Here is a 25,416-nt window from a genome sequence, read left to right on the forward strand (position 1 = left end):
ACGTTAACGAGTGGGCGACAGCGTCATATCGATCAGCCGCCGGGTGTGGCGGATCAACATAAATAGTTGCTCCAGCTGGGCATCGGGGAGCCGCTCGAGGCCAACTGTCAGAGAGGGGCGTTCGGCAAATGGCAGGTCGTAGGCCCCGATCAGCAGCTGACCAAACAACGCGGCCGGCAACTGCTGACGTTGTTCCCAGGCCACGTCATCTTGCAAACGCAGCAGGGCTGAGAGCAGAAGCTGAATGCCGGTGTATCGCGGGCTGAGCCGCTCGCGGTGCTCGAGTGACAGGGTGAAGCCCAGGCCGTCAGCTTGCGGCCTGACCAATGCACTGGCGTCGGCATATTTGGCTAGATCGGTCGCCAGTGCAGCGCAGGTCTCGCGCAAGCCACGGATGCCATCCAGCACGGTGGTGTGTGGTGTAGCTGAGCTCACCGGTGACTGAACGTCATGAACACCGCCGGGCTGCTTCACAGCCGGCAGCTCGTCACTCAGCGCCTGTCGGATATGGGAAAGGCGGGGTTCTTTCGCCGAGGAAGGGTCACCGCCACTTCGCCGTTGCTCGGGACTAGACGACTCGATTGATGTTTCGGAGGCGTCCACGTTTTCTGGTGACGGGTGTGGAGGATCGTCTTCCACGCTTTGAGGCAGAGGGTGAGCGTTGTTTGCTGCGTGAGGCGGCACACGCTGTTCCTGGTGCATTTCCAGGGCCAGCAGGCGGGGTGTCTGGTTCAGGATCACTGCCATTTTGGCGATCAGCTCGTCCTGCAGCTCACTCGCATCCAGTTCGGATTTTTCACCGTCGAATGTCGACAACACCTCTAGCCACAGCAGAGCGAATTGTTGAGCATCACCAAAATACTGGTTCCAGGTCGACTCCGCTCGGCGCCGCAGTGTGATGAGCCGCTCGATGGCGGGCTTGCCGAGACCTGCATAGAGGACCTGTGGAATTGCAGGTAGCAGATGCTCGAGCGCATCGAACATTCGGCTGATATGAGATTGCGAGACAGGGTACCCACCTTGGTTCAAGCGTGCGGAGAGCTCACGTTGGCTCAGGGGGGCGCCAGGCTCTTGAAACATTTCCTCGAGCTTCGCCACAGCTAGTGCTCGCTCGATGAACGTGAGCTGGCCATGCAAATCGCTCTCGGCCAAGTGCCCAAGCAAGGCATGTGATTCGGATTGCCAGGGACGGAACAGGCAATGGATACGAAAGAAACGCTCTTCTCGGGTTTCCTGCCATAGCTCACCGAGGATGCTCAATCGGGTGTTGCCGCCGTTGCGGATGATGAAATGCTGCTCATTTGGGCGACGCGTTATGGAAGGCGGCTGGTCCAGGCCGCGTTCGCGTATCGAGGCTTTGAGCTCTGCATAAAGCGGGTTGCGGATGACACGCGGATTGAGCTCGTAGGGATGCAGTTGCTCGAGGCTGACGACCATCGGCGTGTCGCCGACAGGAGCGGCCGTGACCTCACGGTCCGGCTTCCGCGGGAAATGGACTTGCTGCAGTTGACGCGTGATTTCTTCGGAGGTCGGCGGCTTCATCACAGATCCTCGGATCAACTGCGACGGATAAGTCGGCTGTCAGTTGTTGACGTTAGGCTAGGCTCGCTCCTAGGCGATGAGCTCAGCTGGTCGGTCCACTCTGGAAACAACTCGACCGCCAAAGCGCGCATTACGTCAGCTGCGCAAGGGCTATTGCTACCGGATGGTGGGGCGAAGTCGACGCGGTGCACGGGGAGCCCCAGTGAGGCCGCATTGAGATAGGCCACTCGATCGGGAATCACCGTGGCGCAGACGCTGACATGAGGATCGGTATTGAAGGATGCTTTCAGGCTCTCCATGATCAAGCGGGTATCGCGGCGATTGGTATTGACCTGGTTCATCAACAGCTTCACTGACGGCAATGCTACCCCCAGGTAGCGGTACGGCTCCAATTCCTCAAACAGCCCAAGCGTGCCGCGCCTCAGCTCGCGCGCTGCAAGCATTTCCGGCGGGACTGGGCAAAGTGCACAATCGGAGGCGAGGATGGCCATCTCCACCACGACGCTGCGCGCGCCTTGGGTATCGACGATGAGCACATCGTAGCGATCCTGGAAGGCTGGCAGCAGGTTGCGCAGTCGAAGGCGGCCATCGTCCGCTTGCATCAGCAGGGCGTTAATATGCCCGGCACGGTCGTTGGACACGATCAATTCAAGGTGTTGAATGACGGTGGTAGTGATCACCTGCTCGGGAGCAGTGAGCCGTTGCGAGATAAGTTCGTAACTGCCGGCCTCTCGGGGCTTGCACAAGGCGAAGTAGCTGGACAGCGTCGGTTGGCTGTCCAGGTCCAGCAGCAACACCCGCAAGCCTGAGTCGGCGAGCAATCCACCAATATTGGCGGCGACGGTGGTCTTGCCGGCGCCACCCTTGGTCGAGATCAACGAAAGAACTTTCATGCCGCTAGGCTCCTGTCGACAAGCGATCCTGAACCCACTGCTCAATCTCTAGTGAGTCCCAACCGACGGCACGCGTGCCGATGCGGCGGCATTGCGGGAACAGTCCGGCTTTCATCAGGTTGTAGATGTGTGAGCGTTTGAATCCGGTTTTTTGTTCGACCTCATCACGACGCATGATGTGGCGATCGGCAGGGTTGATAGGTTGCACGGTGTCACTCCTTAGCGCCGGATGGCGCGTGGTGGGATGTGACACTCAGTGAAGGCCGGCAGAGGAGAGAAATCATTGCCAGGCAATGGCACCCATTGCCTGGCAATTCGCTCTTAGACCTGTAGGGCTTGGACCAAATGACGGCGACCTTCGGCAAATTTCCGATCAAGGGTGCGTTTGCTCAGACCAGGAAGACCAGGGAACTGCTCGGTAATGGCCTCGACAACTGCAGCCTGATTCTTGTAAATCGACCGCGGTTGGCCGCTTCTGGATTTGCCCAGCATGACCGCCAGTAGGGCGCCAATGATCGTGTAGTGCACGAATGCGGACGCTTCGGAGGGAACCTCAAATGCGCCAAGCTGCGCGGACAGCCCCTGGTGGTCGAGGGCGAGAGCCGCCGCCTCGTCGGCGATTGCCGTGTGCGCTTGGCGTAGTTTTTCAATTTCGCGGGCGCCGGCGTCTCGCTCCGCTTGCAAGGCCAGATGCGCAGTCAGGCTTACGCATTCGGAATGGTCGATATTCTGGGAAAATAGGAACGCTGGCTTTTCTTCTGGGTAATTGCGTGCAAACCAAACCCGGAGATCAGAATGGCGAATGGACCAATAGACACGTTCAGCCTTGTCATTAGAAGTGATTGGGCGTCCAAGGTAGGTCGCGGACAACTCGCCACAGAAGATAGCGTCGTAGATACATTCGGCGTAGGCGTGAAGAAAGGGCCATTGCGGGAAATGCTTGAGCAGACTACCGGGGTGAGAGAGATCTACCTGCAAAATTTCGCCTTGGTGGTCGGCGAGGTCGCACCAGAGGATCGCGGCATCGATAGGGTGGTAGGAGTTTCTGATCGAGACCATGGTAAACAGCCTCCTGCTGAATTTGTCATAAATTCGCTGGCGGGGGCTATAGCTCTAGGCCTCTGTCGAGCGAACCAGATTCCTAAAATCAATTTTGGATCCAATTATGGTGACAGCTCTACATGGGGATAGTTCGCTCACAATAGACGCGTTAGCGATAGTTTTTGGAGTAAGGCAGGAGGACAGCGCTAAACATTGAACACGCAGTTGCCTTAGAGGCATTGCAAACTCCGGCTTGAGCGCCTCGATCGCATTGCGACGCGGATGAGTCAAAATGACTGCGTAGCGACGATTTCGTACTGCACTACGGCCTGCGTTACTACAGCTGTACAACGTGGTTGTTCGGCTGGTGAAGTCAGCGATTTAACATGTGTGAGAAACCAAGATTCTCAAACCTTATCGGCGTTTGCGGGCAAAGCAAGCCAATAGGCGGTACGCCAAGCGCCCACAGGGCGATTTGCAGCTTCTTAATGTCAGCCACTTGAGCGTAGGCGATGAGCCTCACGATGCAGGTCAGTCATGTGGCCGCGGTCTGCGGGACTCAGCAGCAGCGGAGAGCAGGTGGTTGTTTCTCTCCTATACTGTCTAGAATTACTGACGTAAAGTGCGAGCATGCCAGTTAATGTCTAGGAAAGCAGACGCTATGCGACTTCGCGTCCAATCGGATCAAGTTCTTGGAGCCACAATAGGGGCACACCTTCAAACGCTCCGATTGAAGAGGAACATCAGCCTCGAAACGGTGGCGGAGAACGCGGGGATCAGCCGTCAGACCCTGCACCTGTTGCTCAATCAGGGTAAAGGCACCTTGATCAACCTAATCGCTGTTTTGCGGGCCCTTGGCGAGCTGGAGCGTCTGAGTTCGTTGTTGGAAGATGTGATGCCCAGCCCCCTACAAATCGTGCGCATGGAAGGCAAAAAGCGTCGACGTGCCTCCGGTCGACGCGGTGCCTCCGACGAAGCCGGGGCCGCTCGCTCCAGCAAAAAACCAAGCAGCGATTGGTGATGATAAAACCGGCATCACCAGTGCCTGCCGGCGAAGTCATATTGAACGACAGACCCAACACCAGGTCGGCTTCGGCAACACCAAGCAGAAGAGGGAGGCAAAAATTTGCCACGCGGTTTCGGCGACCAGTACAAGGCTCGTAGGGCCGGCGTCAGTACCCAGGATATCGCTCGGGCCCTGCAGATACGAAATGACGGCTTGTAAGCATCCTCCATGCAGGATGGAGAAACGGCGGTTGCGATTATTGTTCGTGAGCCGGCAACGTCCAATACGCCGATCAACGATCTTGAAAGCACTCTCATCTATCCTTCGGGCGGTGGCGCAGCTTTACCTCTTTCTGCAGTCGCAACGCTGAGACCGGAGGTGGAAGCATCCAGAATTCAGCGGCGCAATCTTGAGCGTGCAATCACTGTGACGGGGCATAACCTATCGTTGACCGCCAGTTCGATTGTGGAACGGTTAACGTCTCAAGTGGGGGGCGATTGAATTACCGAGTGGCTACAGAATTGAGTTAGGCGGTGAGATCGAGGATTCGGCTTCGGCCAATCAAGCCCTTCTTCAATATTTACCCCATGCGCTAGTGACGATGTTGCTGTTTGTCTGGCGGTTCAACTCGTTCCGAAAACTGCTGATTGTCATATCAAGCGTGACGTTTGTACTGATAGGTGTCGCTGTCGCCCTGATGCTTACAGGATATCCGTTCGGCTTCATGGCAACGTTTGGGCTGCTTTCGCTTGCGGGCATCATTGTCAACAACGCGGTACTCTTGCTTGAACGCATTGATGTCGAGCGAGCTGAGGGCTTATCCGTTCATGACGCCGTGGTGAGGGCCGCTGTTATGCGCCTAAGACCAATTGTGATGACTAAATTGACCTGCATCATTGGTCTTGTCCCGCTAATGCTGTTCGCCGGTCCGCTGTGGAAAGGAATGGCGATTACCATCATGGGTGGCCCGGCGCTGGGGACGCTGGTTACACTGGGTTTAATCCCTGTGCTGTAATGGCTGATTTTCGAAAAAGTACCACGGTTTGTGGAAGTCAAATCAAGTTAACGATTATGCGTTCGCGATGACAACCCTTGACGTGGTTGTCATCGCTACGACACGTTGAAGCACGTGGATTCGCCATCCCATTTGGTATCCAACCCACAGAACTTTTGCACGGTTAACTCTAGAACCACCGGTACGGAATCAAGGGGCTGTGTATTCGAACGAAACGGCTGAGCAGCGTACGTAACGCGATGGTTTCGGGCACCCCCAACTGACGCATCATCTCCTCTTCTACCAGAACGCTTTCCTTCAGCATCTGCTCGACCATTTTTTGGCCTTCCTGAGTCAGATAAATACGGGTGTGATCTCCGTTGAGGCCGGTGTCGGCTTCTTCCACAGTATCGTCCTCAATACGGATCAGGGCTCTGGCCGCCAGGTCATCAATCGATTCAGGGCCAACAGACCGACCGGAGTAGGCTGCCAATGTGCTCAGCTCGCGGTAGGTGCGGCCCTCGCGGGCACCCAGGGCGTTCACGATGAGGTGTTCGATATCGTTCAATTCCATCGAGCTCGCTTGCTCACGCATTTTTGCGTAGAAGTGCAGGTAGGCACTGGCTAGCAGATAGCCCAGCGAACTTGTTTCGCTGACATTACGAGGGTCCTCTCCTGGCGGCGGCTGGATGGTCTGCGCAGTGCTCGTTGCAATGGCATAGTTACCACTTTGAAACACGAGGGGTGGTGTGTCGCACTGTTCGAATTTTATAACTTCACCCAACAGGATTATGTGGTCACCGCCATCGAAGATATTGGCGGTACGGCACTCAAGCCTTGTCGTGCATCCTGAAAGCAAGGGGGCCGCGCCATGACCGTCCTCGCAAATGACCCCGTCGAATTTTTCTGCCCCACTGGTGCTTCGGGCAAATCTTGCGGACAGCTCACCTTGATCGTGCGCGAGAATATGTACAGCCCAATGACTTGCTTCTTCAAAGACAGGCAAGCTCTGCGATTTACGCGCCAGGCTCCACAGTACCATCGGGGGGTCCAGGGATACTGAGTTGAAACTGTTAGCCGTTACACCCACTGGAGAACCGTCCTTCCCCCGAGCCGTTACAATCGTCACCCCCGTGGTGAATGTCCCGAGAGCCTGGCGGAACGCCGTGATGTCCAGAGGGGGGGCGGTGCGCGACTGCTGGTTCGGTTCATTGCGCTTTGCATTTTCAATCATGTCGCTGTTCCTCTGGTGGTATAAGCAAATTCTGTAGGGTGAATTGTGTTACGCCTGAGGGGCGCTTGCATGATCTGAATGGACGATAACTGACGTCGAAGATGCATTAAGTTTCGTACTTTCAAGGTTTATCGGTTGTCGCGCAGCTATAGAAATGGTCACAAGTTAATTGACCGTTGCTTGCTTTAGGCCTGGCCGCATAAGTGGATGAATCCTTCCGAAAAAAAGTATCCCTTAGCGTGAAATAGAGGGTAAAAAAAGCCCCCAAATAGGAGGCAAGGTGAAGTGGATTACCCAAAACTGTCTGCTGCTCAGGCAGTGAGACCTCGCTCTCGCGCCATATCCAGGGCAAGGTCTTCAATCATGTCTTCTTGTCCGCCGACGGTTTTGCGGCGGCCCAGCTCGAGCAGAATTTCATGGGACGGTACGCCATACTTGCTCTCAGCCCGCTTTGCAAACAACAGGAATGAGGAGTAAACGCCTGCATACCCCAGCATGAGTGAGTCGCGGTCGACCCTCACAATGTGCTCCATCATTGGGAAGACTCGTTCTTCCGCAACATCGGCGAGTCTGAACACGTCGACGCCCGTAATGATGCCCATGCGATCGCACACGGCATTGAACACTTCTAAAGGCGTGTTACCGGCGCCAGCGCCGAGACCGGCAGCAGAGCCATCGATGCGGTTGGCGCCAGCTTCAATCGCTGCTAGCGAGTTGGCGATTGCCATGCCCAGGTTGTGATGGCCATGGAAGCCTAATTCAGTTTCCGGATTGAGCGCCTGGCGGACCGAGTCGATGCGAACTCGCACATCCTCGGGCAGCATGTAGCCGGCTGAGTCGGTAACGTATAGGCAATTGGCTCCGTAGCTCTCCATCAGTTTGGCCTGTTTGACCAGACTCTCAGCGTCGAGCATGTGCGCCATCATCAGGAAACCAACGGTATCCATGCCTAACTTTCGGCCATACTGAATGTGCTGTTCAGACACATCGGCTTCGCTGCAGTGGGTCGCGACACGAATCGTATGGACACCACAGTCGTACGCCATCTGCAGGTGATCGACGGTGCCGATGCCAGGTAGCAGTAAAGCTGAGACCTTGGCTTGCTTCATCTTTGGAATAACGGCTCGCAGGTATTGCTCGTCGCTGTGGGCGGGAAAGCCATAGTTGACGGAAGTGCCCCCTAGGCCGTCGCCATGGGTAACTTCGATCAGTTGAACGCCGGCAGCGTCCAGCCCCGTGGCGACATTGACCATTTCCTCCAGGGTGATCTGATGCCGCTTCGGATGCATGCCGTCGCGCAATGACATGTCGTGTAGTTTAATTTGTTTGCCGCGTAGGTCGGTCATGGCATTTTCTCCTCTGGAGTGTTTAAGACTTGAGCATGTCTTCGGCAAACATTTCCGCTGTGCGGGCCGCCGCTGCCGTCATGATGTCGAGATTGCCTGCGTACTTGGGTAGGTAGTCGCCAAGGCCTTCAACTTCCATGAAAATCGATACGCGGTTACCGTCAAACACAGGGCCATTCTTCAGGGTGTATCCGGGCACATACTTTTGTACTTCTTTGATCATGTCGTGCACCGACTTTGTAATCGCGTCACGATCTGGCTCGGTTTCGGTCAGGCAATGGATGGTGTCGCGCATGATCAGCGGCGGTTCTGCAGGGTTGATCACGATGATTGCCTTGCCTTCTTTTGCGCCACCGACCTTGACCACTGCACCTGCGGTCGTTCGTGTAAATTCGTCGATGTTCTTGCGTGTACCTGGGCCGACCGAACGTGAGGACACGGTCGCGACGATCTCACCGTAGGCCACTGGTTGTACCCGAGACACTGCGTTGACCATGGGAATGGTCGCCTGTCCACCACAGGTCACCATGTTGACGTTCATGACTTGTTTACCCAGGTGCTCGACCAGGTTGACTGCCGGTACGCAGTAGGGCCCGATGGCCGCTGGCGTGAGGTCAATCATCAGAACGCCCAACTCATTGAGCTTGCGCGAGTTCTCGGCGTGAACGTAGGCCGAGGTGGCATCGAAAGCAATTTGGATGTTGTCGGCTTTTACGTGTTGTAGCAGCCCATCAACGCCATCGGCGGTGGTTTTGAGCCCCATCTCTTGTGCGCGTTTCAAGCCATCGGAATTGGGGTCGATGCCCACCATCCAAACCGGTTCGAGTACTTCGCTGCGTTGGAGCTTGTAAAGCAGGTCGGTGCCGATGTTGCCCGGACCGATCAAGGCGCATCTGATTTTGCGTGTCATGGTCAGTTATCTCGCTTGAGTGAAGGGAAGGCTCATTCAATGAAACGAATCGAGGCAGTGCCGATGCCGCTGATACTCAGGTCAAAGCGATCACCAGCCTGAACCGGCACGAGTGGGACCAACGATCCGGAGAGGATGATTTCACCGGCGCGCAAAGGCATGCCGAATGCGCCAAGCGTATTGGCCAACCAAGCAACGGCCTCTGCCGGATGGCCCTGCACAGCCGAGCCCAGACCGCTGGAGTGCAGTTCACCATTACGGTTCATATCCAGGCGCACATTGGCGAGGTCGAGGTCGCTAGGATCGATCCGGTTTTGCCCCAGTACAAAGACACCGCAGGATGCGTTGTCCGCGATGGTGTCCTGGATGGCTATCTTCCAGTCCTTGATGCGTGAATCGACTATCTCGAAACACGCCACCACTGATTCAGTGGCGCGCAACACGTCCTGCTGGGTGATACCAGGGCCGAGAAGTTCATCTTTTAGGATGAAGGCAATCTCGCCTTCCGCGCGTGGCTGAATCAGGTTTGCCTGTTTAATGCTGATGCACGCGTCATCTGCAAACTGCATCCGATCGGTCAGGAAACCGAAATCGGGCTGATGAACACCGAGCATTTCCTGGACCGGCTTGCTGGTAACACCAATCTTTTTGCCGATGACGATCTCGCCGTTCGCCTGGCGCATCTTCAATATCTGAAGCGAGATGCCATAGGCTTCTTCAATGCTCAGCGAGGCGCTGCTGGTCAGGGGCGCGATCGTCGAGCCTTCGCGCAGAGCTTGGTACAGGCGCTCGGCAAGTGGATGCGGCTCAGTGGTGTCTTGAGGGTGGGCATTCTCTATAGGTTCAATTTCAGGTGGCATTCGACTGTCCTCTTGTCAGGCCTGGTCGAATCATGACGCAAGCGCATCAGGCCGCCCTGATCAGCTTGGATTACATTTTGAATTTTTTAGGCCTAAAACTCACTCTGTCGATGTGCAAGGCCGTGGTGATTTTTCCAAGGTTTCCCTGGTTTTAATCTGAATTGACGAGGCGCGGCAGGAGAGGGCGCGTTCAATATCAATTTAAATTAACGGGGAGATGCGGGTGAACAGCCTTTCTGAAACTGATTCACCACTTGAGCTATCGACGCAGCAGCGAGCCCGGGCCATGTTGGGCGTGTATGCCGTGCTGTTCTTGCTCGGACTGGAAACCACCATCGGTGGCAGCATCCTTCCACTGGCAGCGAATGAGCTGCATGGCCTTGAGCGTTTCCCGCTGACGGGCACTTTGCAGATGCTCGCGTCCGCGTGTGCTACGCCCATCACTGCACGGCTGGGTGATATGTATGGCCGCAAGCGACTGCTGCGGGGATCAATCGCATTGCTTTGCCTTGCCGGTATCGGCAGTGCCATGGCGTTGTCGATGGATCAATTGTTGGCGATGCGCGTGCTCAATGGCATCGCTCTTGGCATGATGGCAGCCACGGCCTTTGCTGTGCCGGCGGATGTCTTTCCAGATCCTGCGCAACGAGTCCGTTGGCAGAGCGTCAGCGGTATCATGTTCGCCTTGTCGAGCAGCATCGGGCCTTTACTCGGCGCCACGCTTAGTGATGCGTTCGGTTGGCGCTCGTCGCTGTTTGTGGTGCCCGTGGTAGGCATTCCGGTGCTGATGGTGCTGTGTTTTATTCCACCTAACAGAACAGTGCATATTCAGCCTCAGCGGTTTGATGTGCTCGGCGGCGGCTTGCTGTGTGTCTTCATCGTTTCTTCACTCATGGCTTTGCAAGAACGTTTGGGAGATGTCCGGTCCATAGCATCCTTTGTGGGGTGGTGGCTGCTGTGCGGTCTTGTACTGACGAGTCTTTGGCGACACCAGTTGCGGGTAGCGCAGCCAATTCTGGCGCTTGATATTTTGCTCAACAGAGGCGCCCGACAGATCATATTTTCGACGTTGCTCAGTGGGGCGGTGCTGTTCATTCTGTTCTTCTACAGTCCGACCCTGCTGCATACTGTCGGTGGGCTGAGCATGGTCGAAGCCGGCGTGGCGATGATTCCAATGCTGGTAGGCATGCCCGTTGGCAGCGTACTCAACGGCCTGCTATTCCGTCGCCAGCGTCGACCACAGCGGTTGATGGCATTGGGCGCATTGTTGCTGTTCTCAGGATGCGGGCTTCTATCACTATTGGCGCCGGGAAGTTCGTCGGGCTACATTTTTACCAGTTTTGGTTTATGTGGCCTGGGATTGGGTGTCATTAATCAAAATCAAATGCTGTTCATGCAGATGGCCGCGCCTGCGCAGCATGTTGGTAGTGCCACAGGCCTGATTTCAACGGCGCGCACTTACGGCGGGGCGCTTGGCAGTGCGCTACTGGGATTGGCGCTGGGGGTAAGCGCCATTGATCATGCACTGAGTGTGGGCCTGCTTTTTTCGGTGATAGCGTCGGCATTGCTGATCCCTCTCAGCCTGAGATTGCATCTGCATTGAGGCATCAACGCTGCGTTAGCATTACGCGTTACTGCAGTGAGCAATGCCGTTCGACGCATCGACGTTGTACGGCATTGAGAACCTACGACGTTCTGGGAATTTCCTACAGGGTCTGGATCAAGTGAGCTCGGGCATTTCGATGTCTCCTGGCCCAAAGTAGGCACGCATCGAGTTGATTAGGCCTTCTTCGGTAAAGGTCATGACGTCGATGACCTTAACTCGTCCTTCCCCTTGAGGGGTCGTCACTACGGCATCGAACGCCATGGCCGCAGCATCGCCGTGGGAGGCACGGATGGGGGCAGATAGCCTCAGGACTGAACCATAGGCCATAGAGGCACGGTAGAACGCCTCGATCTGCACCTTGCCGCTTTTGGCAGGCGTGCCGTAGGGGTCTTCGACGGTTGCGTCGTCGCTGTACAATGCGACAACGGCGTCCAGGTCGTTACGATTGAAGGCGTCGATGTAGGACTGCATGGCGTTCTTCATCTGTGCTTCGGTAGGCATATCAGCTTCCTTGTTAACCGGCTTCTGGGGCGGGTAATTTCTGCATGTTTGGGGTGAGTTGCTCGAAGTCCACTCCAGTCAGCAGGACCGAAGTCTCCCACAGCCACGTGCTCATTTCAGCGGCCAAGGCGCTGGCAGCGATTTTGGCCGGAGCGGGGGAACCTTTCATTTCGCCGAACCCGCGCGGGCCGTAAAACCCGCCGGGGTCAATGGGGGCCACGGTAGCGCCATACAAGAGGGGCAGGGTGCCCTGTTGGGCGTCCTGACCGAGCAGCGGCATGACGACGGAAAGGGCCAGATTCACCAAGCGATCCTTCCAGCGCAGAGTGCCCTGGCGGTTACGGTTGGCGCCGATGTTGGTACGAGCCACACCCGGGTGAGCGGCAACGCTGGTCAAGGTGACTCCCGCCTGATTGGCACGACGTTGCAATTCACGGGCAAACATCAGGTTAGCCAGTTTCGTCTGGCTGTAGGCGCGTTGCGCTTCGTAGTTGCGCTCTATTTGCAGGTCACTGCGGTCGAACCAACCTTGCTTGTGAACCAAGCTGGAGGTCGTGACGATGCGTGCAGAGGGGGTAGCGAGCAATAGCGGAAGCAAGCGACCGGTCAGGGCAAAGTGACCAAGGTGGCCAATGCCAAAGGTCAACTCAAAACCATCCACGGTAGTTCGTCGTGTACTTAGCGGATGGATACCCGCGTTGTTGAACAGTATGTTCAAGGGTTGGCGCTGTGCAAGCAACTGGTCGCTGAAATGCTCGATTGATCTTAGGTTACCCAGGTCTAGGACCTTGAAATCGACCTTGGCGCCTGCGCGCAGGTATCGGATACGTTTGACTGCGGCGGCGCCTCCCACTTCATCACGGTCGACCATCAGCACCTGCGCACCTGCCAATGCCAAGGCACGTGCTGCCTCGTAACCAATACCACTGGCCGCGCCTGTCACAAGTGCGCGTTTGCCGGCGAGGTTGGGCATCTTTGACTCCCCCCAATCATCCATTGGTACTCTCCTCATTTTTTTTGTGTGGCATGGCGAAGGACATCAGGCCGGCCAGTGCGAGTAACCCGGCGGTGCAGCCCAGTGCAAGTGCGTAGGAGCCGTGCTCGGCAATCAGGCCAATGAGGATTGGCCCAATGACCATCCCCAGGTCAGCGGACATTTGATAGCTGGCGATTACGGTACCTCCGCGACCATCAGCGACGTCACCGGCGATAGCCGCAGCCGATGTTGCGCAGAAGGCTGTGCCTAGCCCCATGAGCGCCATTCCCGTCAGATAAGTCGACAGCGACTCTCCGATCAGGATTGTCAGAAAGCTGCACAGGACCAGCGCCAAGCCCAGCATCAGAGTCGGTTTTCTGCCCCACGTATCGACAAGTTGCCCGGAATTGGGCAAGAGAATTGTCTGTGCCAGCGCGCCTATTGTCAGACCTATGCCAATCCATTTGGCTGGTTGTTGTAGTACCACCAGCAGAAACAGCGGAAGAATTGAGACCCTGACACCGTACACGGCGAAGCCGATGGCAAAGTTGCCGGCGATGGCGGCACGGTAGGTTGGCAAGCGCAGCGCTTGAGCAACACTGACAGGCCGCTTGCCGGTCGTCAGTTGCGCTGACCTTTGATGACGTAGGTGCCGAAGCAGAATCAGCGCAACGACACAGGCGGCGCCCGCGCCAGCACCATAAATAAAGAACGGCAGGCGTACCGACATGCCTACGAACAGGCTGCCAATCGCCGGCCCAGTAACAGTCCCGACGTAGTACGCGCCCATGAACAGCCCCGAAGCACGCCCCCGGTGACTTGCGTCAGTAGTACGCAACATCAGGCTCATCGCAGATATGCTATAGAGGATCGAGCCGACTCCGCAAAAGCCGCGAAACACCAGCAGTTCGCTGGCCGAGGTAGCCATCCCGGCACCGACACTACTCAGTGCCAGTACCGCCAATCCTCCGCAGAGTAGGCGGTACTCGCCCAGCCGATTCACGAGGCGTCCTCCTGGCCAGGCCATCAGCAGTCGGGCGAAGGGGAAGGACGCGATGATCATGCCGATCATTGTGCTGCCCACGCCGAGTGACTGGCCGAAGACGGGAATCGCAGGTGACTGTATGCCAAAGCCCACGGCGGAAATAAAACTGATGACACACAGGCAACGCACTTCCCCGGAAATGCCACTCAGCCAGCCCGAGCTTGTAGGGCTGCGACTCATATCAACGGCCATGAAAGGTGGCGGAGCGTTTCTCCACGAATGCGCTAGCCGCTTCGATGTGGTCGTTGCTGAGAAAGGTGGCCGCCTCTAGATGCAATCCAGTCTCCATAACGAGTTCGCTACGATGCTTGAGAATTTTGTTCAGGGTGCGTTTGGTGCCCTGCAGGGCAAGCGGTGGTAGCGCGGCCATGCGCTGGGCAATGGCGATGGCTTGCTCCTGAAGCTCAGCGCAAGGTACCGCACGTAACGCCAGTCCCAGGCGAGCAGCTTCGACACCGTTGAGGCGATCACCGGTCATCAAGTAGTACTTGGCGGCGCCTAAGGGCATTGCCAATGGCCAGATGAGCGCACCACCGTCTCCGGCGACCAGACCGATGGGGACGTGAGTGTCGGCGATCTGTGCGTCTTCGGCCATGATCACCACATCGCACATCAGTGCGAGTGTTGCGCCGAGCCCCATCGCGTAGCCGTGTACCGCTGCCACGATGGGTTGTGGAACCGCCACAAACAACTCAATCAGGCGCGCCGCGCTCTCGGTGACCAAGGCAATGTCTTCGTAGGGTGTGCGCTCTACCTTCGGAGCGTCAGCGAATGCTTTGACATCCCCCCCGACACAGAAGGCGCGACCGGCGCCACAGAGTACCACGGCTCGAACGCTGACGTCATGGCGCAGGTCTGCGAGTATCGTTTCCAGTCCTTCGTGCATGTCATCGCCAATCGCATTAAGGCGGTCGGGGCGGTTGAGGGTCAGGGTCAGTACCCCCTCTTGTTGTTCAGCGAGGATGCTGCGAAAACGTCCGTAATCGGGCATGAGAGACTCCTTGGAATGAGAGGAACCGGGGTTAACGACGTTTGAGTTTTTCCTGCATCGCGGCTCGGGCTTGAGCGCGTTCAGGGCAGAGCAGGGCCAGGTTCTGCATCGTGACTTCGGCCTCCAGTTGCTCTGCGAGGCTGTGCTGTGTGGCTTGCGCCAAGAGTCGTTTGGTCAGGCCGACGGCGCGTCCGGGTTTGGCTGACAGTTCGGCGGCCATGTACAGGGCGCGGGCCAGCAGTTGGTCAGGTTCCAGGATTTCGCATACCAGCCCCCAGGCCAGTGCTTCATCCACGTTGAGTCGGTGATTACTACTCAGCCAGGAGAACGCTTTGGTATAGCCGAGCAGGCGGGTGATATACCAACTGCCGCCCGCATCGGGCACCAGACCGATGTCGACGAACGCCGGAACGAATTTGGCGTTTGTTGAGGCTATACGGATATCGGCGGCACAGGCCAACGAAAGTCCCGCACCTGCGGCTGCACCGTTGATAGCGGCAATCACAGGCTTGTCTAGCGCCGCCATGGCTAACGTGTGGGCGTTGAAGGTATGCCTTAGCGTGTTATGCCCCGCATCCTCGGTTTTATGTACGGCATTGAGATCGGCGCCGGCGCAGAAGCCGCGGCCATTACCGGTGAGTACGACCGCACGAATGTCCGGGTAACTTGCTTCGTGCCAGGCGTCGGAGAGCTCGCGGTGCAGCTCGCTGTTGAAGGCATTCAAAGAGTCAGGGCGATTGAGCGTGATCAAAAGAACCGGGCCATGCCGCTCGCGCAGAACCACATTCATAACGTGGCCTGCGTGCCGAGGATGGCGGTGACCTGGCTGGAGAATTGACCACCATTGCCGTGCGCGAGTGCGAGTTCAACGTTGTTTTGTTGCCTTAGCCCGGCTTCTCCGCGCACCTGGCGCACCGCTTCGATGATCGCAAAAATCCCGTACATGCCCGGGTGGCAATAGGACAGGCCACCCCCGTTGGTATTGACTGCCAGTTCACCGCCAGGAGCGATCCGACCATTGCTGACGAACGCACCACCTTCGCCCTTGGCGCAAAAGCCCAGGTCCTCAAGAAACATGATGGTATTGATTGTGAAGGCATCGTAGAGCTGCAGTACGTCTACATCGCGGGGTCTGACACCGGCCATCGCATAAGCGCGAGCAGAGGATTGGGTGGCTATCGTTGTGGTCAAGTCCGGCATCTGCGAGATGGCTCGATGCGAATGGGCTTCGCCGGCACCGAGCAAATACACCGGCGGCTTGGATAGATCACGCGCGCGATCGGCACGTGTCATCACCACGGCACCGCCTCCGTCGGTCACCAAGCAGCAATCTCGCACGCTCAAGGGGCTGCAAACCTGCTTGCTGTTTAGTACATCTTCAATGCTTAGCGCGCCCTTGTCATGACAGAAGGCGACTGGGTTGAGCAATGCCCAGGCACGCGCAGCGACGGCAACTTCTGCCAATTGCTCGCGTGTTGTGCCGTATTGGTGCATATGGCGCGCAGTGGCCAGCGCGTAGCCGGATACCGGATGACGAGGCTTGTAAGGGGCTTCGTAGTTTGGCCTTTCTATCAGTCCACCGGGGGAGAGTTTGCGATGACCGTCCGCGCGCGGTGTACTGCCGTAAACGATCAGTGCGGTGTCACATAACCCCGCTTGTAGTGCGACGGAGGCGTGCAGCAAGTAAGACACGAACGAGCTGCCGCCGATATTGCCGCTGTCGCTATAACGGGGGCGGATTCCCAGGTATTCGCCCAAGTCAAGGTTGGACATGAACCGTCCGGTTACACAGCCGAAAAGTCCGTCGACGTCTTGCATGCCAAGACCAGCGTCTGCCAGGGCGCGGACGGCGGCTTGTCCGGCGAGCTCGATCGAGTAGCGTTCTGGCCCGACATCACCCAGGTCGGACTCGGCGATTCCAACGACTGCGGCAGCGCCGCGAAGATGATGCGCACTCATGCGACGACTCCTTCGATCAGTTCGAACACCACGCGAGGTTCTTGCCCTGCCAGTTGCTCAACCCGTCCCTTGACTCGTGCACCGATGGCGGGTGCTTCGCAGTCTACGACTGTACTCATCATGCGAAACCCCTCATCCAGGTCGACCAGCACGATGTTGTAGTTATGCTCTTTGTCGTAGATGACACTGGACGAATAGAGCGTGCCCAGTCGTTGGCTGTCGCGCAGTACCAATTGCACCGAGCCACATGCAGGACAGCAGGGGCGCAGGTAGAACACTGCCCGTTGGCAGCCTTTACAGTGTTGATAAACCAAGGCGCCGCGAGCCAAACCTTCCAGGTAACGTTGGTATGGTGCTCTCTCGTGAATATCAGTCATGGGTGATCTTCCAGGTATCCCGGTAGGTCGCCAATGCCTTGGCAGCTAGCACATCCTGGCGTTGCCCATTGGCGGCTTCGCGCTGTACCAGCAACTCGCAGTTCACTTGCGTGCCACCTGTGGCTATCTGCTCAATGGCGATGACACGTCCGCTGAGGATCAGGGTGTCGCCAGGCCACACCTGGGATACATAGCGCACCGAGTACTTGCTCAAGGCGGCCAGGCTCAGCCACGACGCCGTGTAAGCTGAGAGAATGCCGGCAGTGAGCAAACCATGAGCAAACACGCTGGTATAACCAGCTTTTTGCGCGAATTTTTCGTCATGGTGGATAGGGTTGAAGTCACCGCCTGCGCCGGCGTAGCGGACGATGTCGGTACGCGTGATCGGGCCGACGCGGCGTTCGGGGGCCGCGTCACCGAGTTGAAAACGTGGGGAAACACGATTGGCGATGCTGTTCATGTGGGCAAGACCTCGTATTCATTCAATGTAGGAACAGGTGGCATCTCGATAATGGTGCTGCGCGCGATCAGTGCAAGTTGCTCGTGCTGGTCAAAAAAACTCATCTCCCGCACGATCAACGTCATCAAGCCTTTTTTGCCCTGTTTCTGGCTGACGTCGGCGATGACAGTACGAACGACGAACTCCTCTCCAGCCAGCATCGGGCGCAAGTATTCCCACTCGTTGCCGCCCGCCAAGACACGTGAAAGGTCGAGGTTCAGGGGATTGCCTTCTGCTTCGGGTTGCCAGTGCAGACTCACCGTGCTGAATGTGGGCGGTGCCGGTCGTTCGGAGAACCCCTGTTGCAGGGCTGCATTGGGATCGAAATAACAGGCATCTGTGCAGTGCGTAGCCTTTGCAAATTCAACGAGTTTGCCTTCTTCGACCTTGAAGCGAAAAGGCGGAAACTGGTAGCCGATAAGCGATTGGTCTGCCATCGCGTGTACTCCGTCAGTGGTCTGTTGATGACGTGCTGGCTAGCACTACCAGTGCGTCAGCGGCAAATGCGAGGCCGGCATCGACCCTGATCGGGTTGACGTCGACTTCCACGACTTCCTCCAGTTCAAGGGCCAGGTTGCCAACGCCGATCATGATTGCCGCGACCTGGTCCTGCTCCTGATCTGACAGGCCGCGACGGCCCTGAATCAACCGCCCTTGCAGGAGTTGAGCGAGCGCCGAGCGTGCCGTTTCCCTGTCGAAAGGGGGACGCAGCAACGCTGTTTCCGCCAGTTGCTCCACCAACACCCCCCCCAAGCCAACAGCCACCATTGGCCCGAACACCGGGTCGCGCTGCAGGCCGCACGTTAGCTCCATGCGCGCAGGTACCATTTGTTGTACCAACACGCCGTCCAGAGTGGCGTGCGGAGCGCGCTGCCCGACCTCGGCAAGCATCTCCCGGTAACCCTCGCGCACGACAGCATCACCCTGCAGTCCCAGTCGGATGGCGCCCACATCGGATTTGTGAGGAAGCTGATAAGACATAACCTTGAGTACTACTTTTCCTCCAATTCGCTGAGCAGCGGCCACCGCTTCGTCTTCGCTGTGCACCCATTCTTCACGGGTTAGCGGGATACCGTATTCAGCGAACAGCCGTTTACCCTGAGCCTCCATCAGCACATGTTCACCGGTAGGCAGTTGCAGATGACGGCGTGCACGCTCCGCGCGAGTAGAGTCCAGTTGCAGAGTGCTTGGGGCACTCAACGGCAGGCGCGTAGAGTGGCGATAGAGCGCTGCCAGTGACTTCGCGACACGTTGTGGGTCGGTGTAGGTTGGGACACCTGCCTGCTTCAGCTGCTCTACCAGATCAGTGGAGAGCACTGCCAACGGCTTGTCGATACGTTGGTAGAACGCTGCCAATTCCTCTGCTGCGCCGGTTGCACGCGCCCAGGTGACGGAGGTGATCATATCGACCGAGGGGCTGTCGGCGATCAGGTTCTGCAGCATGCCGATGGCGTCAGGGCGTACGGCGGCGGTGGTGTCAACGGGATTTGCCACGCTGCCGAAGAATGGCGTGTGCAGGACGTTGAGCATGTTGGCTTGCTCGTTTTCGGGAAAGGTCGGTACGGCCAGCCCGCTCATTCCGGCTTCATCCGCTAACAGCACTCCGGCGCCTCCGGACGTTGTCATGATGGCCAGGCGATTACCCCTGGCACGGCGACCGTCCTGGAAAATCATCCCAAGATCGAGCATCTCTTCCATGCTGCTGGCGACGATCACACCGTATTGCCGACAGACAGCGTCAAACACATCGACGGCACCGACCACTGACGCGGTGTGGCTCATTGCGGCCTTGGCGGCAGCTTCCGAACGGCCTGCTTTTAGAATCACCATGGGTTTGTCGAGCGCGTGAGCGCGACGGGCCGCTGCGATGAATACGTGCGGGTCTCGCAGTGTTTCACTGAAGGCCAGCAGAACGCGAACCTCCGGGCGCTCCACCAGATAGCGCAACACCCCAGCAATGTTGACATCCAGTTCGTTGCCTGTGCTGACGAACCAACCCAGGCGCAACCCAGTCAGCAAACCTTTGGTAGTCAAGTAGGAACCGAAGCCGCCGCTCTGAGACACTAGGGCCACACCGCCACCCGGCGGGAGGGGTTCATCGGGCGTCAGCGCAAAGTTTGCCATCACACCGCCGCCAATATTTAGGTAACCGATGCAATTCGGACCGATCACTCGGATACCCGCCGCCTTGGCCATATCAGCCACACGTTGCTGTAAGGCAATGCCTTCGGCGCCGGCCTCAGCAAAACCTGAGGAGAGCAAGACGACACCACCGACGCCTTTGCTTGCTGCCTGCTCCATGATCCCTTCAACGGCATGACTGGCAACTGCGATGACAACGAGGTCGACCGTTTGTGGCATATCGTGAAGGCTGGCGTAAGCCCGGGAACCCTGCACATCGGCATCCTTGGGATGGATCGGATACAGCGTACCGGTGAAACTTCGTTTGAGATTGGCGAAAACCAGCCCACCAATGCTGTTCAAATTGTTGGAAGCACCCACCATGGCGATCGATCGAGGAGACAGTAAGCGATCGAGATCTGGTGTAGTCGTGTCGAGACTGGTCATTTTTATTATCCTGTTTTTTCGAGTCAAACCGGCTGGTGCTCAACGCACCATCATTGAGCCGCCATCCACCGACAGCACTTGGCCGGTGATGTACGAAGACTCGTCACTAACCAGATAGAGGAAGGCCGGGGCGATCTCGGCCGGTTCAGCCGAGCGGCGTAGCGGGTGCTGTTTGAGTGCGGCTTCGCGGGCATCGGCGAACTTCGGATCAGTCATGACTGCCTTGGTCATTTCTGTGGCCGCCGCGGGAGCGATGGCATTGACCAGGATGTTGTGCTTGCCCAGTTCGCGAGCAGCCGTGCGCATCATGCCAAGCATTGCGGACTTGGCCGCGGCATAGTTGATTTGGCCGATCGAGCCGTTCTGGGCGGTGGAAGAGCTAGCGAAGACGATGCGACCCCACTGGCGCTCGATCATGTCGTGGACGACTGCTTGCAGCCAGTAAAACGAGCCGTGAAGGTGCACGTCGATAACCTGGTTCCATTCGCTGTCGGTCATCTTGTGCAACATCGCCGGCCGGGTAATGCCGGCGTTGTTTACCAGAATATCGATGGGGCCGAGACTGGACTTGATCTTGGCAGCTGCGGCATCGACTTCGCTCCGCCGCGCGATATCACAGCTGACGAATAGGGCAGTGCCACCCTCGGCGTTGATTTGCGCTGCGGCTTCCTCGCCTGCGGCGACATTGATATCGACAATGGCGACCTTGGCGCCTTCTTTGGCGTAGAGGTTAGCGATGCTCCGGCCAATGCCCTGTGAGGCACCAGTGACGACGGCGACACGATTTTTCAAGCGCATGATGTTGCTCCGTGGTGGGTCAACGTGGCATGTCGAGCATGCGGGCGAGGATGTTTTTTTGTATTTGCGAGGAGCCGCCGTAGACACTGACCGGGCGCGAGGTGAAGTACTCGGCCAGCCAACGCGGGGCATTGCCGGTCAACGCGTCTGCACCGAGAACATCAAGCGCAACATGCATCGTGTACTGCGCAGCTTTGGACCACAGCAGCTTGCCGACCGAACCTTCTGGGCCCGGGTCGCGGCCGGCCAGGCGGGACGACAATTGCTGGGCAACGTTGAGGCTGAGCGCCTCGATGTCGACATGAGCGCGGGCCAGTTTCATCCGTGTATTCAAATCGTTGAGCAATCCTTTTTGATGAGCGATCTGTTCGAGTTCGCGCAACTGGCGACGTAGTACTGAAATGGAACCTGTGTCGGATGCACCGCGCTCGTACGACACAGTGGTCATCGCGATTCGCCAGCCTGCACCGGGTTCTCCAATACGCTGCGTCACCGGGATGTGCACGTCGTCGAAGAACACCTCAGCTGTTTCCGGTTCGCCGCTGTGCAAAACGATCGGATTAACGGTGATGCCGGGGGCATCGAGTGGGGTGAGCAGGCAGGAAATTCCTTTGTGTTTGGCCGCGCCACTGTCAGTCCGGGCCAGCAGTAGACACCAGTCGGCTTGCAGCGCGCCGCTGGTCCACATTTTCTGACCATTGACAACGTAGTGATCACCCTGCAGATCAGCGCGAGTACGAAGCGAGGCCAGGTCGGAGCCAGCACCTGGTTCGCTGAACCCTTGGCACCATTGCACTTCACCGCTCAATAGAGTGGGCAGGAAAAGTAATTTCTGCTCTTCAGTGCCGTAGGTGAAAATCGCTCGTCCCAGGTAGTTCACCATGCCTGGCAGTCGTGGCGCCTCGGCACGTCCAGCCTCATCATTGAGAATGGCGTCGAAGCTAGGCGAGAGTCCTTGTCCGCCATACTCCTTGGGCCAGTTCAGCCCCATGTAGCCATCGGCATAGAGCGCTTTGTGCCAGCTCTTGGCCAACGCCCGCAGACCTTCACCATCAGTGATGTCGCGCCAGTTGGCAGGAATATTGTGTTTGAACCATTCGCGCAGCTCGAGGCGGAACTTGGCTTCTTCCGGCGTATCTCGGTAATCCATTTACTGTGCTCCCAGGCGTGCGTCGGCAATCCGTTGCAGTTGATAGGTTTCATCGCCAAACAGGCGGGCGTTGACCATGGCGCGACGGGTGTAGACGTGAGCGATGTGTTCCCAGGTCTGGCCGATACCGCCGTAGACCTGCATGACGGCTTCGGTCACAGGCAGTGCGACCGAGGCCGCATAGGCCTTTGCGGTGCGTGCAGCGAGCAACGCTTCGTCCGCGTCCAATTGATCCACACCCCAGGCGGCGTAGCAGTTAATGCTATGGGCTGCCTGTGCCTGAACCAGCATCTCTGCGCACAAGTGCTGGATTGCCTGAAAACTGCCGATCAGCGCGCCGTACTGAACGCGTTCCCGGGTGTACGCCACCGCACCTGCCTGTGCAGCCGTGATGGCACCCACGATGTCGGCGGACACTGTCACCAGAGTCAGGGCGAGCCAACGCTTGATTTTTTCCGCACTTAGAGGTTCGCCGATGGTTTCTGCGGGTGTGGTATTCGCACGGCGATGGAGCAGGCCTCGAGTGAGATCAGCGACTTCCCGAGCAGGCTCAAACCCCTGAGCGAGGCTGATCCGTACCACTTGGTTCTGGATCAGGCCGAGGGCGTAATGTGCGCCATCGGTGTCCCAGGCGATGCAGTCTGCGTCATCGGGCGCGGCGAGGTTTTCGAATGATCGATCAAGCAGCAGGCCGTAGCGGGTTTCTCCTGCAACCAACTCTTCGATCAGTTCATCAGGAGCATTCGCCAAGGCGAGCAACTCGCCGGCCAGTACCGCCGAGATGAAGGGCTGTGGCGTGAGAGTTTCACCCAAGGCTTGGGCGGCGATCATCACTTCCACACCTGATGCAAGGGGAACTCCATTGTCACGCATGCGCAGACCAAGCAGGCCGACATCTGTCAGCATCTGCCAGCCATGTGCCCGGTCGTTCGTGTTCAGGTCGTGAGGGTTGGTGATACCGATGGATTCCGCCAGGCGCTTGGCCGTGCTTTCAAACATTTGTTGTTCTTCGTTGAATAATGCGAGCACAGGTAGGCTCCTCCAATGGTTAGGTGTTGGAACGACTGCTGGGACGCAGGTTTTCACTTAGCGGGCCCGGCCCGGTGCTGCAGCCAATTATCTTGACCGCAGGCTCGATCGGCATGCCGCAAACTGATTACAAAATCAGTTTTCAGGCATGAATAGTCGGGGAGGCCGCAAGCACTGTTTTGTGTTGGGCGCTCTGAGCGATGTGGTTGGCAGCGCGGTAGCCAAAGGTCAGGGCAGGGCCGAGTGTTCCACCTGCTCCTGGGTATGAGTCGGCAGTCACCGCGCCTGACGCGTTGCCGATCGCATAAAGCCCGGGAATAGGATTCCCCGCCAGATCCAAGACGTTGGCATCGCTATCGACCTTCAGACCGCCTTTGGTGCCAAGATCGCCCAAGTCGACCCTGATGGCGTAGTAGGGTGGCCGGTCGAGTGCGCCCAGGCTGGGGTTGGGCTTGTGGCGAGGGTCGCAGTAGAATCGGTCGAAACTGTAATGTCCGCGATTGAAGTCCAGGTCGATGCCCGTTTTGGCGTATTCGTTGAAGACCTGGATAGTGTCGTTGAGCGTGCCAGGTGAAACGCCAATCTTGTTGGCCAATGTACTGATCGAGTCCGCGCGATAAAGTACGGTATCCCACCACTCTGGGGGCAGGCTGGAGTCCGGCATGATCGAACCGGGCATGATGCGTCCGAGTATGTTCTTCTTGCGATAACTGGCGTCAAAGATAAACCAGCAGGGCGCATTGGCTCCGGTGACGGAGTTATCCTTGAGCATCTCGTGGCCGAAATCGTTGTAGGACATCGCTTCGTTGGAAAATCGTTTGCCGAGTCTGTTGACGCACAGGCTATGGGCGTAACTGCGCTCGATAAAAAGAGCGCTGCGCATGTTCACGTTGGGTGTGTCTGCAGCAGGAATACGCACCGTAGGCGCCCACCAGGCTTCATGCATAAACTCGGTATCAGCACCAATGCTCTCGCCTGCGAGCAGCGCATCACCGGTGTTGTTGTGCATGGGGGTGACGCTCCACTCCGCCTGAGTCGGTAGCGGCAGGTGGGTGGATCGAAGAGTCTGGTTCTGCTCAAAGCCACCGGAGCCGACGATGACTGCATGGTTGGCATGGATGGAGAACTCGTTGCTGTCCCGGCTCACAATCGCGCCGGTGACCATGCCATTCTCAACAATAAAACGTTCCAGACGCGTATTCAGCAGGATCGGAACTTTACGCTCCTTGAGGCCTATACGCAGGCCGGCAACCAGTGCGTTACCCATGGTCACGCGACGATCACGACGAGTCTTGACGCGCCAGGCCAGGTCCGACCAGTAGTTCCAAATCAGTGAAAAAATCTTGCGCTTCCAGCCCTTGGCTCGAGCGCCGAGCAGTTGTCCGTCGTAATAATCCAGCGCAATGCGACCAAACAATTTGGCGCCCATGTCGGCTTCGCGCAATGCGAAGAAATCTTCGCCAAGAATGCCCGCATCCACCGGCTCCACAAACATGGTGCGCCCCGTGTCCAGAGCACCGGGAAGTTGCTGGCAGTAATCGGAGTAATTTTGAACCGCATTGTATTTGACGCCCACTTGATTGCGCATGTACTCGACCATTTCCGGGGCCGAATCAAGGTAAGCGCGCAGCTTGTCTTCCGAAACAAGACCGTGGGTGCAAGCTTTGAAATAGGTCAACGCATTGTCGAAATTGTCCTGGTTGCGGATGTCCCTGTTGTTGGGGATCCAGATGCCTCCGCCAGACAATGCCGAGGTGCCTCCATAGCGATCACTCTTTTCGATAACGATGACATGCAGGCCCAAGTCATGAGCTCGGTTCGCCGCGAGCAATGCACCGGCACCAGAGCCAACAACCAGCACAGCGCATTTCTTGTTTTCGATAGACACTTTCATGGACATGCGAGCTCCGTAATCAAGCACAGCCGTTGAGGCCGTGATTTTTTTGTTTTCGGAAATGAAAAGCCAAGCAGGTCTGCTCTGTCAGGCTCTCTTGTCGCATAGCTTCACCGCGAACGAGCGAGTCCAGCATGCTCAGAATTGATTAGGCGGCTGCCAGTCTTGGTGGCGGGATAGACGATTGTGCGAGTGCT

The 25,416-nt window shown here is 57.4% G+C and carries 24 protein-coding genes and 1 pseudogene; 3 read left to right on the forward strand and 22 right to left on the reverse strand.

What is annotated here, in order from left to right; translation table 11 throughout:
- Positions 1-3: 3 nt before the first annotated feature.
- From B0D71_RS13430 to B0D71_RS13445, 4 genes are all read right to left on the reverse strand, one after another.
- Positions 4-1,542, reverse strand: a complete 1,539-nt coding sequence (locus B0D71_RS13430) for a ParB family protein (protein ID WP_103395165.1) — start codon at positions 1,540-1,542, stop codon at positions 4-6.
- 14 nt (positions 1,543-1,556) lie between these two features.
- Positions 1,557-2,435 (reverse strand): ParA family protein, encoded by an 879-nt coding sequence (locus tag B0D71_RS13435; protein WP_103395166.1) that lies wholly within the window; start codon positions 2,433-2,435, stop codon positions 1,557-1,559.
- Positions 2,436-2,439: 4 nt separating this feature from the next.
- Positions 2,440-2,610: an AlpA family phage regulatory protein gene (locus B0D71_RS13440; RefSeq protein WP_177434459.1), complete on the reverse strand. Its 171-nt coding sequence runs from the start codon at positions 2,608-2,610 to the stop codon at positions 2,440-2,442.
- 146 nt (positions 2,611-2,756) lie between these two features.
- On the reverse strand, positions 2,757-3,494 hold the full coding sequence (locus B0D71_RS13445) for a hypothetical protein (protein ID WP_103395168.1): 738 nt from the start codon (positions 3,492-3,494) through the stop codon (positions 2,757-2,759).
- A 712-nt stretch (positions 3,495-4,206) separates the two neighbouring features.
- Between B0D71_RS13445 and B0D71_RS13450 the strand changes: the two genes are divergently transcribed.
- Positions 4,207-4,497, forward strand: a complete 291-nt coding sequence (locus tag B0D71_RS13450) for an XRE family transcriptional regulator (protein ID WP_240635697.1) — start codon at positions 4,207-4,209, stop codon at positions 4,495-4,497.
- A 123-nt stretch (positions 4,498-4,620) separates the two neighbouring features.
- Positions 4,621-5,497: pseudogene (locus B0D71_RS13455) on the forward strand (efflux RND transporter permease subunit); the annotation flags it as partial.
- 169 nt (positions 5,498-5,666) lie between these two features.
- On the opposite strand, the gene B0D71_RS13460 reads toward B0D71_RS13455, so the two are convergent.
- The 4 genes from B0D71_RS13460 to B0D71_RS13475 all read right to left on the reverse strand — a co-directional run bounded on the left by B0D71_RS13460 (position 5,667) and on the right by B0D71_RS13475 (position 9,826).
- Positions 5,667-6,710, reverse strand: coding sequence for a flavin reductase family protein (locus B0D71_RS13460; protein ID WP_103395170.1), 1,044 nt, complete (start codon positions 6,708-6,710; stop codon positions 5,667-5,669).
- A gap of 311 nt (positions 6,711-7,021) precedes the next feature.
- Positions 7,022-8,056: a 4-hydroxy-2-oxovalerate aldolase gene (gene dmpG / locus B0D71_RS13465; RefSeq protein ID WP_103395171.1), complete on the reverse strand. Its 1,035-nt coding sequence runs from the start codon at positions 8,054-8,056 to the stop codon at positions 7,022-7,024.
- Between the two features lie 22 nt (positions 8,057-8,078).
- The gene (locus B0D71_RS13470; protein ID WP_103395172.1) at positions 8,079-8,966 is read right to left on the reverse strand and encodes an acetaldehyde dehydrogenase (acetylating); all 888 of its coding nucleotides are present in this window, start codon (positions 8,964-8,966) and stop codon (positions 8,079-8,081) included.
- 32 nt (positions 8,967-8,998) lie between these two features.
- Positions 8,999-9,826 (reverse strand): fumarylacetoacetate hydrolase family protein, encoded by an 828-nt coding sequence (locus B0D71_RS13475; RefSeq protein ID WP_103395173.1) that lies wholly within the window; start codon positions 9,824-9,826, stop codon positions 8,999-9,001.
- A 223-nt stretch (positions 9,827-10,049) separates the two neighbouring features.
- On the opposite strand from B0D71_RS13475, the gene B0D71_RS13480 reads away from it, so the two are divergent.
- Entirely contained in the window at positions 10,050-11,429 is a 1,380-nt protein-coding gene (locus B0D71_RS13480; protein WP_165798711.1) for an MFS transporter, read from the forward strand.
- A 117-nt stretch (positions 11,430-11,546) separates the two neighbouring features.
- On the opposite strand, the gene B0D71_RS13485 is transcribed toward B0D71_RS13480, so the two are convergent.
- The 14 genes from B0D71_RS13485 to B0D71_RS13550 all read right to left on the reverse strand — a co-directional run bounded on the left by B0D71_RS13485 (position 11,547) and on the right by B0D71_RS13550 (position 25,225).
- Positions 11,547-11,933 carry a nuclear transport factor 2 family protein gene (locus B0D71_RS13485; protein ID WP_103395175.1) on the reverse strand — a complete coding sequence of 129 codons (387 nt, stop codon included), beginning with the start codon at positions 11,931-11,933 and terminating at the stop codon, positions 11,547-11,549.
- Between the two features lie 13 nt (positions 11,934-11,946).
- Positions 11,947-12,906, reverse strand: coding sequence for an SDR family oxidoreductase (locus B0D71_RS13490; protein ID WP_205885997.1), 960 nt, complete (start codon positions 12,904-12,906; stop codon positions 11,947-11,949).
- 16 nt (positions 12,907-12,922) lie between these two features.
- Positions 12,923-14,134, reverse strand: coding sequence for an MFS transporter (locus B0D71_RS13495; RefSeq protein WP_165798712.1), 1,212 nt, complete (start codon positions 14,132-14,134; stop codon positions 12,923-12,925).
- Between the two features lies 1 nt (position 14,135).
- Complete coding sequence (locus B0D71_RS13500) at positions 14,136-14,945, reverse strand: enoyl-CoA hydratase/isomerase family protein (RefSeq protein WP_103395178.1); 810 nt, start codon at positions 14,943-14,945, stop codon at positions 14,136-14,138.
- 31 nt (positions 14,946-14,976) lie between these two features.
- Positions 14,977-15,735, reverse strand: coding sequence for an enoyl-CoA hydratase/isomerase family protein (locus B0D71_RS13505; protein WP_103395179.1), 759 nt, complete (start codon positions 15,733-15,735; stop codon positions 14,977-14,979).
- Positions 15,732-16,904, reverse strand: a complete 1,173-nt coding sequence (locus B0D71_RS13510) for an acetyl-CoA acetyltransferase (protein ID WP_103395180.1) — start codon at positions 16,902-16,904, stop codon at positions 15,732-15,734. The genes B0D71_RS13505 and B0D71_RS13510 overlap by 4 nt, the downstream gene beginning before the upstream one ends.
- On the reverse strand, positions 16,901-17,281 hold the full coding sequence (locus B0D71_RS13515) for a Zn-ribbon domain-containing OB-fold protein (RefSeq protein WP_103395181.1): 381 nt from the start codon (positions 17,279-17,281) through the stop codon (positions 16,901-16,903). The genes B0D71_RS13510 and B0D71_RS13515 overlap by 4 nt, the downstream gene beginning before the upstream one ends.
- The gene (locus B0D71_RS13520; protein ID WP_103395182.1) at positions 17,274-17,741 is read right to left on the reverse strand and encodes a MaoC/PaaZ C-terminal domain-containing protein; all 468 of its coding nucleotides are present in this window, start codon (positions 17,739-17,741) and stop codon (positions 17,274-17,276) included. Before B0D71_RS13520 ends, B0D71_RS13515 begins: the two co-directional genes overlap by 8 nt.
- Positions 17,738-18,217: an FAS1-like dehydratase domain-containing protein gene (locus B0D71_RS13525; protein WP_103395183.1), complete on the reverse strand. Its 480-nt coding sequence runs from the start codon at positions 18,215-18,217 to the stop codon at positions 17,738-17,740. Before B0D71_RS13525 ends, B0D71_RS13520 begins: the two co-directional genes overlap by 4 nt.
- A gap of 13 nt (positions 18,218-18,230) precedes the next feature.
- Complete coding sequence (locus tag B0D71_RS13530) at positions 18,231-20,348, reverse strand: acetate--CoA ligase family protein (protein WP_103395184.1); 2,118 nt, start codon at positions 20,346-20,348, stop codon at positions 18,231-18,233.
- Between the two features lie 39 nt (positions 20,349-20,387).
- A complete protein-coding gene (locus B0D71_RS13535) occupies positions 20,388-21,146 on the reverse strand; it encodes an SDR family NAD(P)-dependent oxidoreductase (RefSeq protein WP_103395185.1) in 759 nt (252 codons plus the stop codon).
- A gap of 19 nt (positions 21,147-21,165) precedes the next feature.
- Positions 21,166-22,296 carry an acyl-CoA dehydrogenase family protein gene (locus B0D71_RS13540; RefSeq protein WP_103395186.1) on the reverse strand — a complete coding sequence of 377 codons (1,131 nt, stop codon included), beginning with the start codon at positions 22,294-22,296 and terminating at the stop codon, positions 21,166-21,168.
- On the reverse strand, positions 22,297-23,325 hold the full coding sequence (locus B0D71_RS13545; protein WP_103395187.1) for an acyl-CoA dehydrogenase family protein: 1,029 nt from the start codon (positions 23,323-23,325) through the stop codon (positions 22,297-22,299). It lies immediately after the preceding gene.
- A gap of 142 nt (positions 23,326-23,467) precedes the next feature.
- Entirely contained in the window at positions 23,468-25,225 is a 1,758-nt protein-coding gene (locus B0D71_RS13550) for an FAD-binding protein (RefSeq protein WP_103395188.1), read from the reverse strand.
- Positions 25,226-25,416: the final 191 nt, after the last annotated feature.

The sequence above is a fragment of the Pseudomonas laurylsulfativorans genome, assembly GCF_002906155.1.
Taxonomy (GTDB): Bacteria; Pseudomonadota; Gammaproteobacteria; order Pseudomonadales; family Pseudomonadaceae; genus Aquipseudomonas; species Aquipseudomonas laurylsulfativorans.

What these genes read in the sequence shown, in the direction of transcription:
- B0D71_RS13460 (WP_103395170.1), bottom strand. Translation starts at nt 6,710, where the DNA reads ATGATTGAAAATGCAAAGCGCAATGAACCGAACCAGCAGTCGCGCACC.
- B0D71_RS13510 (WP_103395180.1), bottom strand. Translation starts at nt 16,904, where the DNA reads ATGAGTGCGCATCATCTTCGCGGCGCTGCCGCAGTCGTTGGAATCGCC.
- B0D71_RS13435 (WP_103395166.1), bottom strand. Translation starts at nt 2,435, where the DNA reads ATGAAAGTTCTTTCGTTGATCTCGACCAAGGGTGGCGCCGGCAAGACC.
- B0D71_RS13540 (WP_103395186.1), bottom strand. Translation starts at nt 22,296, where the DNA reads ATGGATTACCGAGATACGCCGGAAGAAGCCAAGTTCCGCCTCGAGCTG.
- B0D71_RS13445 (WP_103395168.1), bottom strand. Translation starts at nt 3,494, where the DNA reads ATGGTCTCGATCAGAAACTCCTACCACCCTATCGATGCCGCGATCCTC.
- B0D71_RS13525 (WP_103395183.1), bottom strand. Translation starts at nt 18,217, where the DNA reads ATGGCAGACCAATCGCTTATCGGCTACCAGTTTCCGCCTTTTCGCTTC.
- dmpG (WP_103395171.1), bottom strand. Translation starts at nt 8,056, where the DNA reads ATGACCGACCTACGCGGCAAACAAATTAAACTACACGACATGTCATTG.
- B0D71_RS13535 (WP_103395185.1), bottom strand. Translation starts at nt 21,146, where the DNA reads ATGCGCTTGAAAAATCGTGTCGCCGTCGTCACTGGTGCCTCACAGGGC.
- B0D71_RS13490 (WP_205885997.1), bottom strand. Translation starts at nt 12,906, where the DNA reads ATGCCCAACCTCGCCGGCAAACGCGCACTTGTGACAGGCGCGGCCAGT.
- B0D71_RS13495 (WP_165798712.1), bottom strand. Translation starts at nt 14,134, where the DNA reads ATGAGTCGCAGCCCTACAAGCTCGGGCTGGCTGAGTGGCATTTCCGGG.
- B0D71_RS13520 (WP_103395182.1), bottom strand. Translation starts at nt 17,741, where the DNA reads ATGAACAGCATCGCCAATCGTGTTTCCCCACGTTTTCAACTCGGTGAC.
- B0D71_RS13430 (WP_103395165.1), bottom strand. Translation starts at nt 1,542, where the DNA reads ATGAAGCCGCCGACCTCCGAAGAAATCACGCGTCAACTGCAGCAAGTC.
- B0D71_RS13550 (WP_103395188.1), bottom strand. Translation starts at nt 25,225, where the DNA reads ATGTCCATGAAAGTGTCTATCGAAAACAAGAAATGCGCTGTGCTGGTT.
- B0D71_RS13470 (WP_103395172.1), bottom strand. Translation starts at nt 8,966, where the DNA reads ATGACACGCAAAATCAGATGCGCCTTGATCGGTCCGGGCAACATCGGC.
- B0D71_RS13505 (WP_103395179.1), bottom strand. Translation starts at nt 15,735, where the DNA reads ATGAATGTGGTTCTGCGCGAGCGGCATGGCCCGGTTCTTTTGATCACG.
- B0D71_RS13485 (WP_103395175.1), bottom strand. Translation starts at nt 11,933, where the DNA reads ATGCCTACCGAAGCACAGATGAAGAACGCCATGCAGTCCTACATCGAC.
- B0D71_RS13475 (WP_103395173.1), bottom strand. Translation starts at nt 9,826, where the DNA reads ATGCCACCTGAAATTGAACCTATAGAGAATGCCCACCCTCAAGACACC.
- B0D71_RS13515 (WP_103395181.1), bottom strand. Translation starts at nt 17,281, where the DNA reads ATGACTGATATTCACGAGAGAGCACCATACCAACGTTACCTGGAAGGT.
- B0D71_RS13530 (WP_103395184.1), bottom strand. Translation starts at nt 20,348, where the DNA reads ATGACCAGTCTCGACACGACTACACCAGATCTCGATCGCTTACTGTCT.
- B0D71_RS13500 (WP_103395178.1), bottom strand. Translation starts at nt 14,945, where the DNA reads ATGCCCGATTACGGACGTTTTCGCAGCATCCTCGCTGAACAACAAGAG.
- B0D71_RS13440 (WP_177434459.1), bottom strand. Translation starts at nt 2,610, where the DNA reads ATGCGTCGTGATGAGGTCGAACAAAAAACCGGATTCAAACGCTCACAC.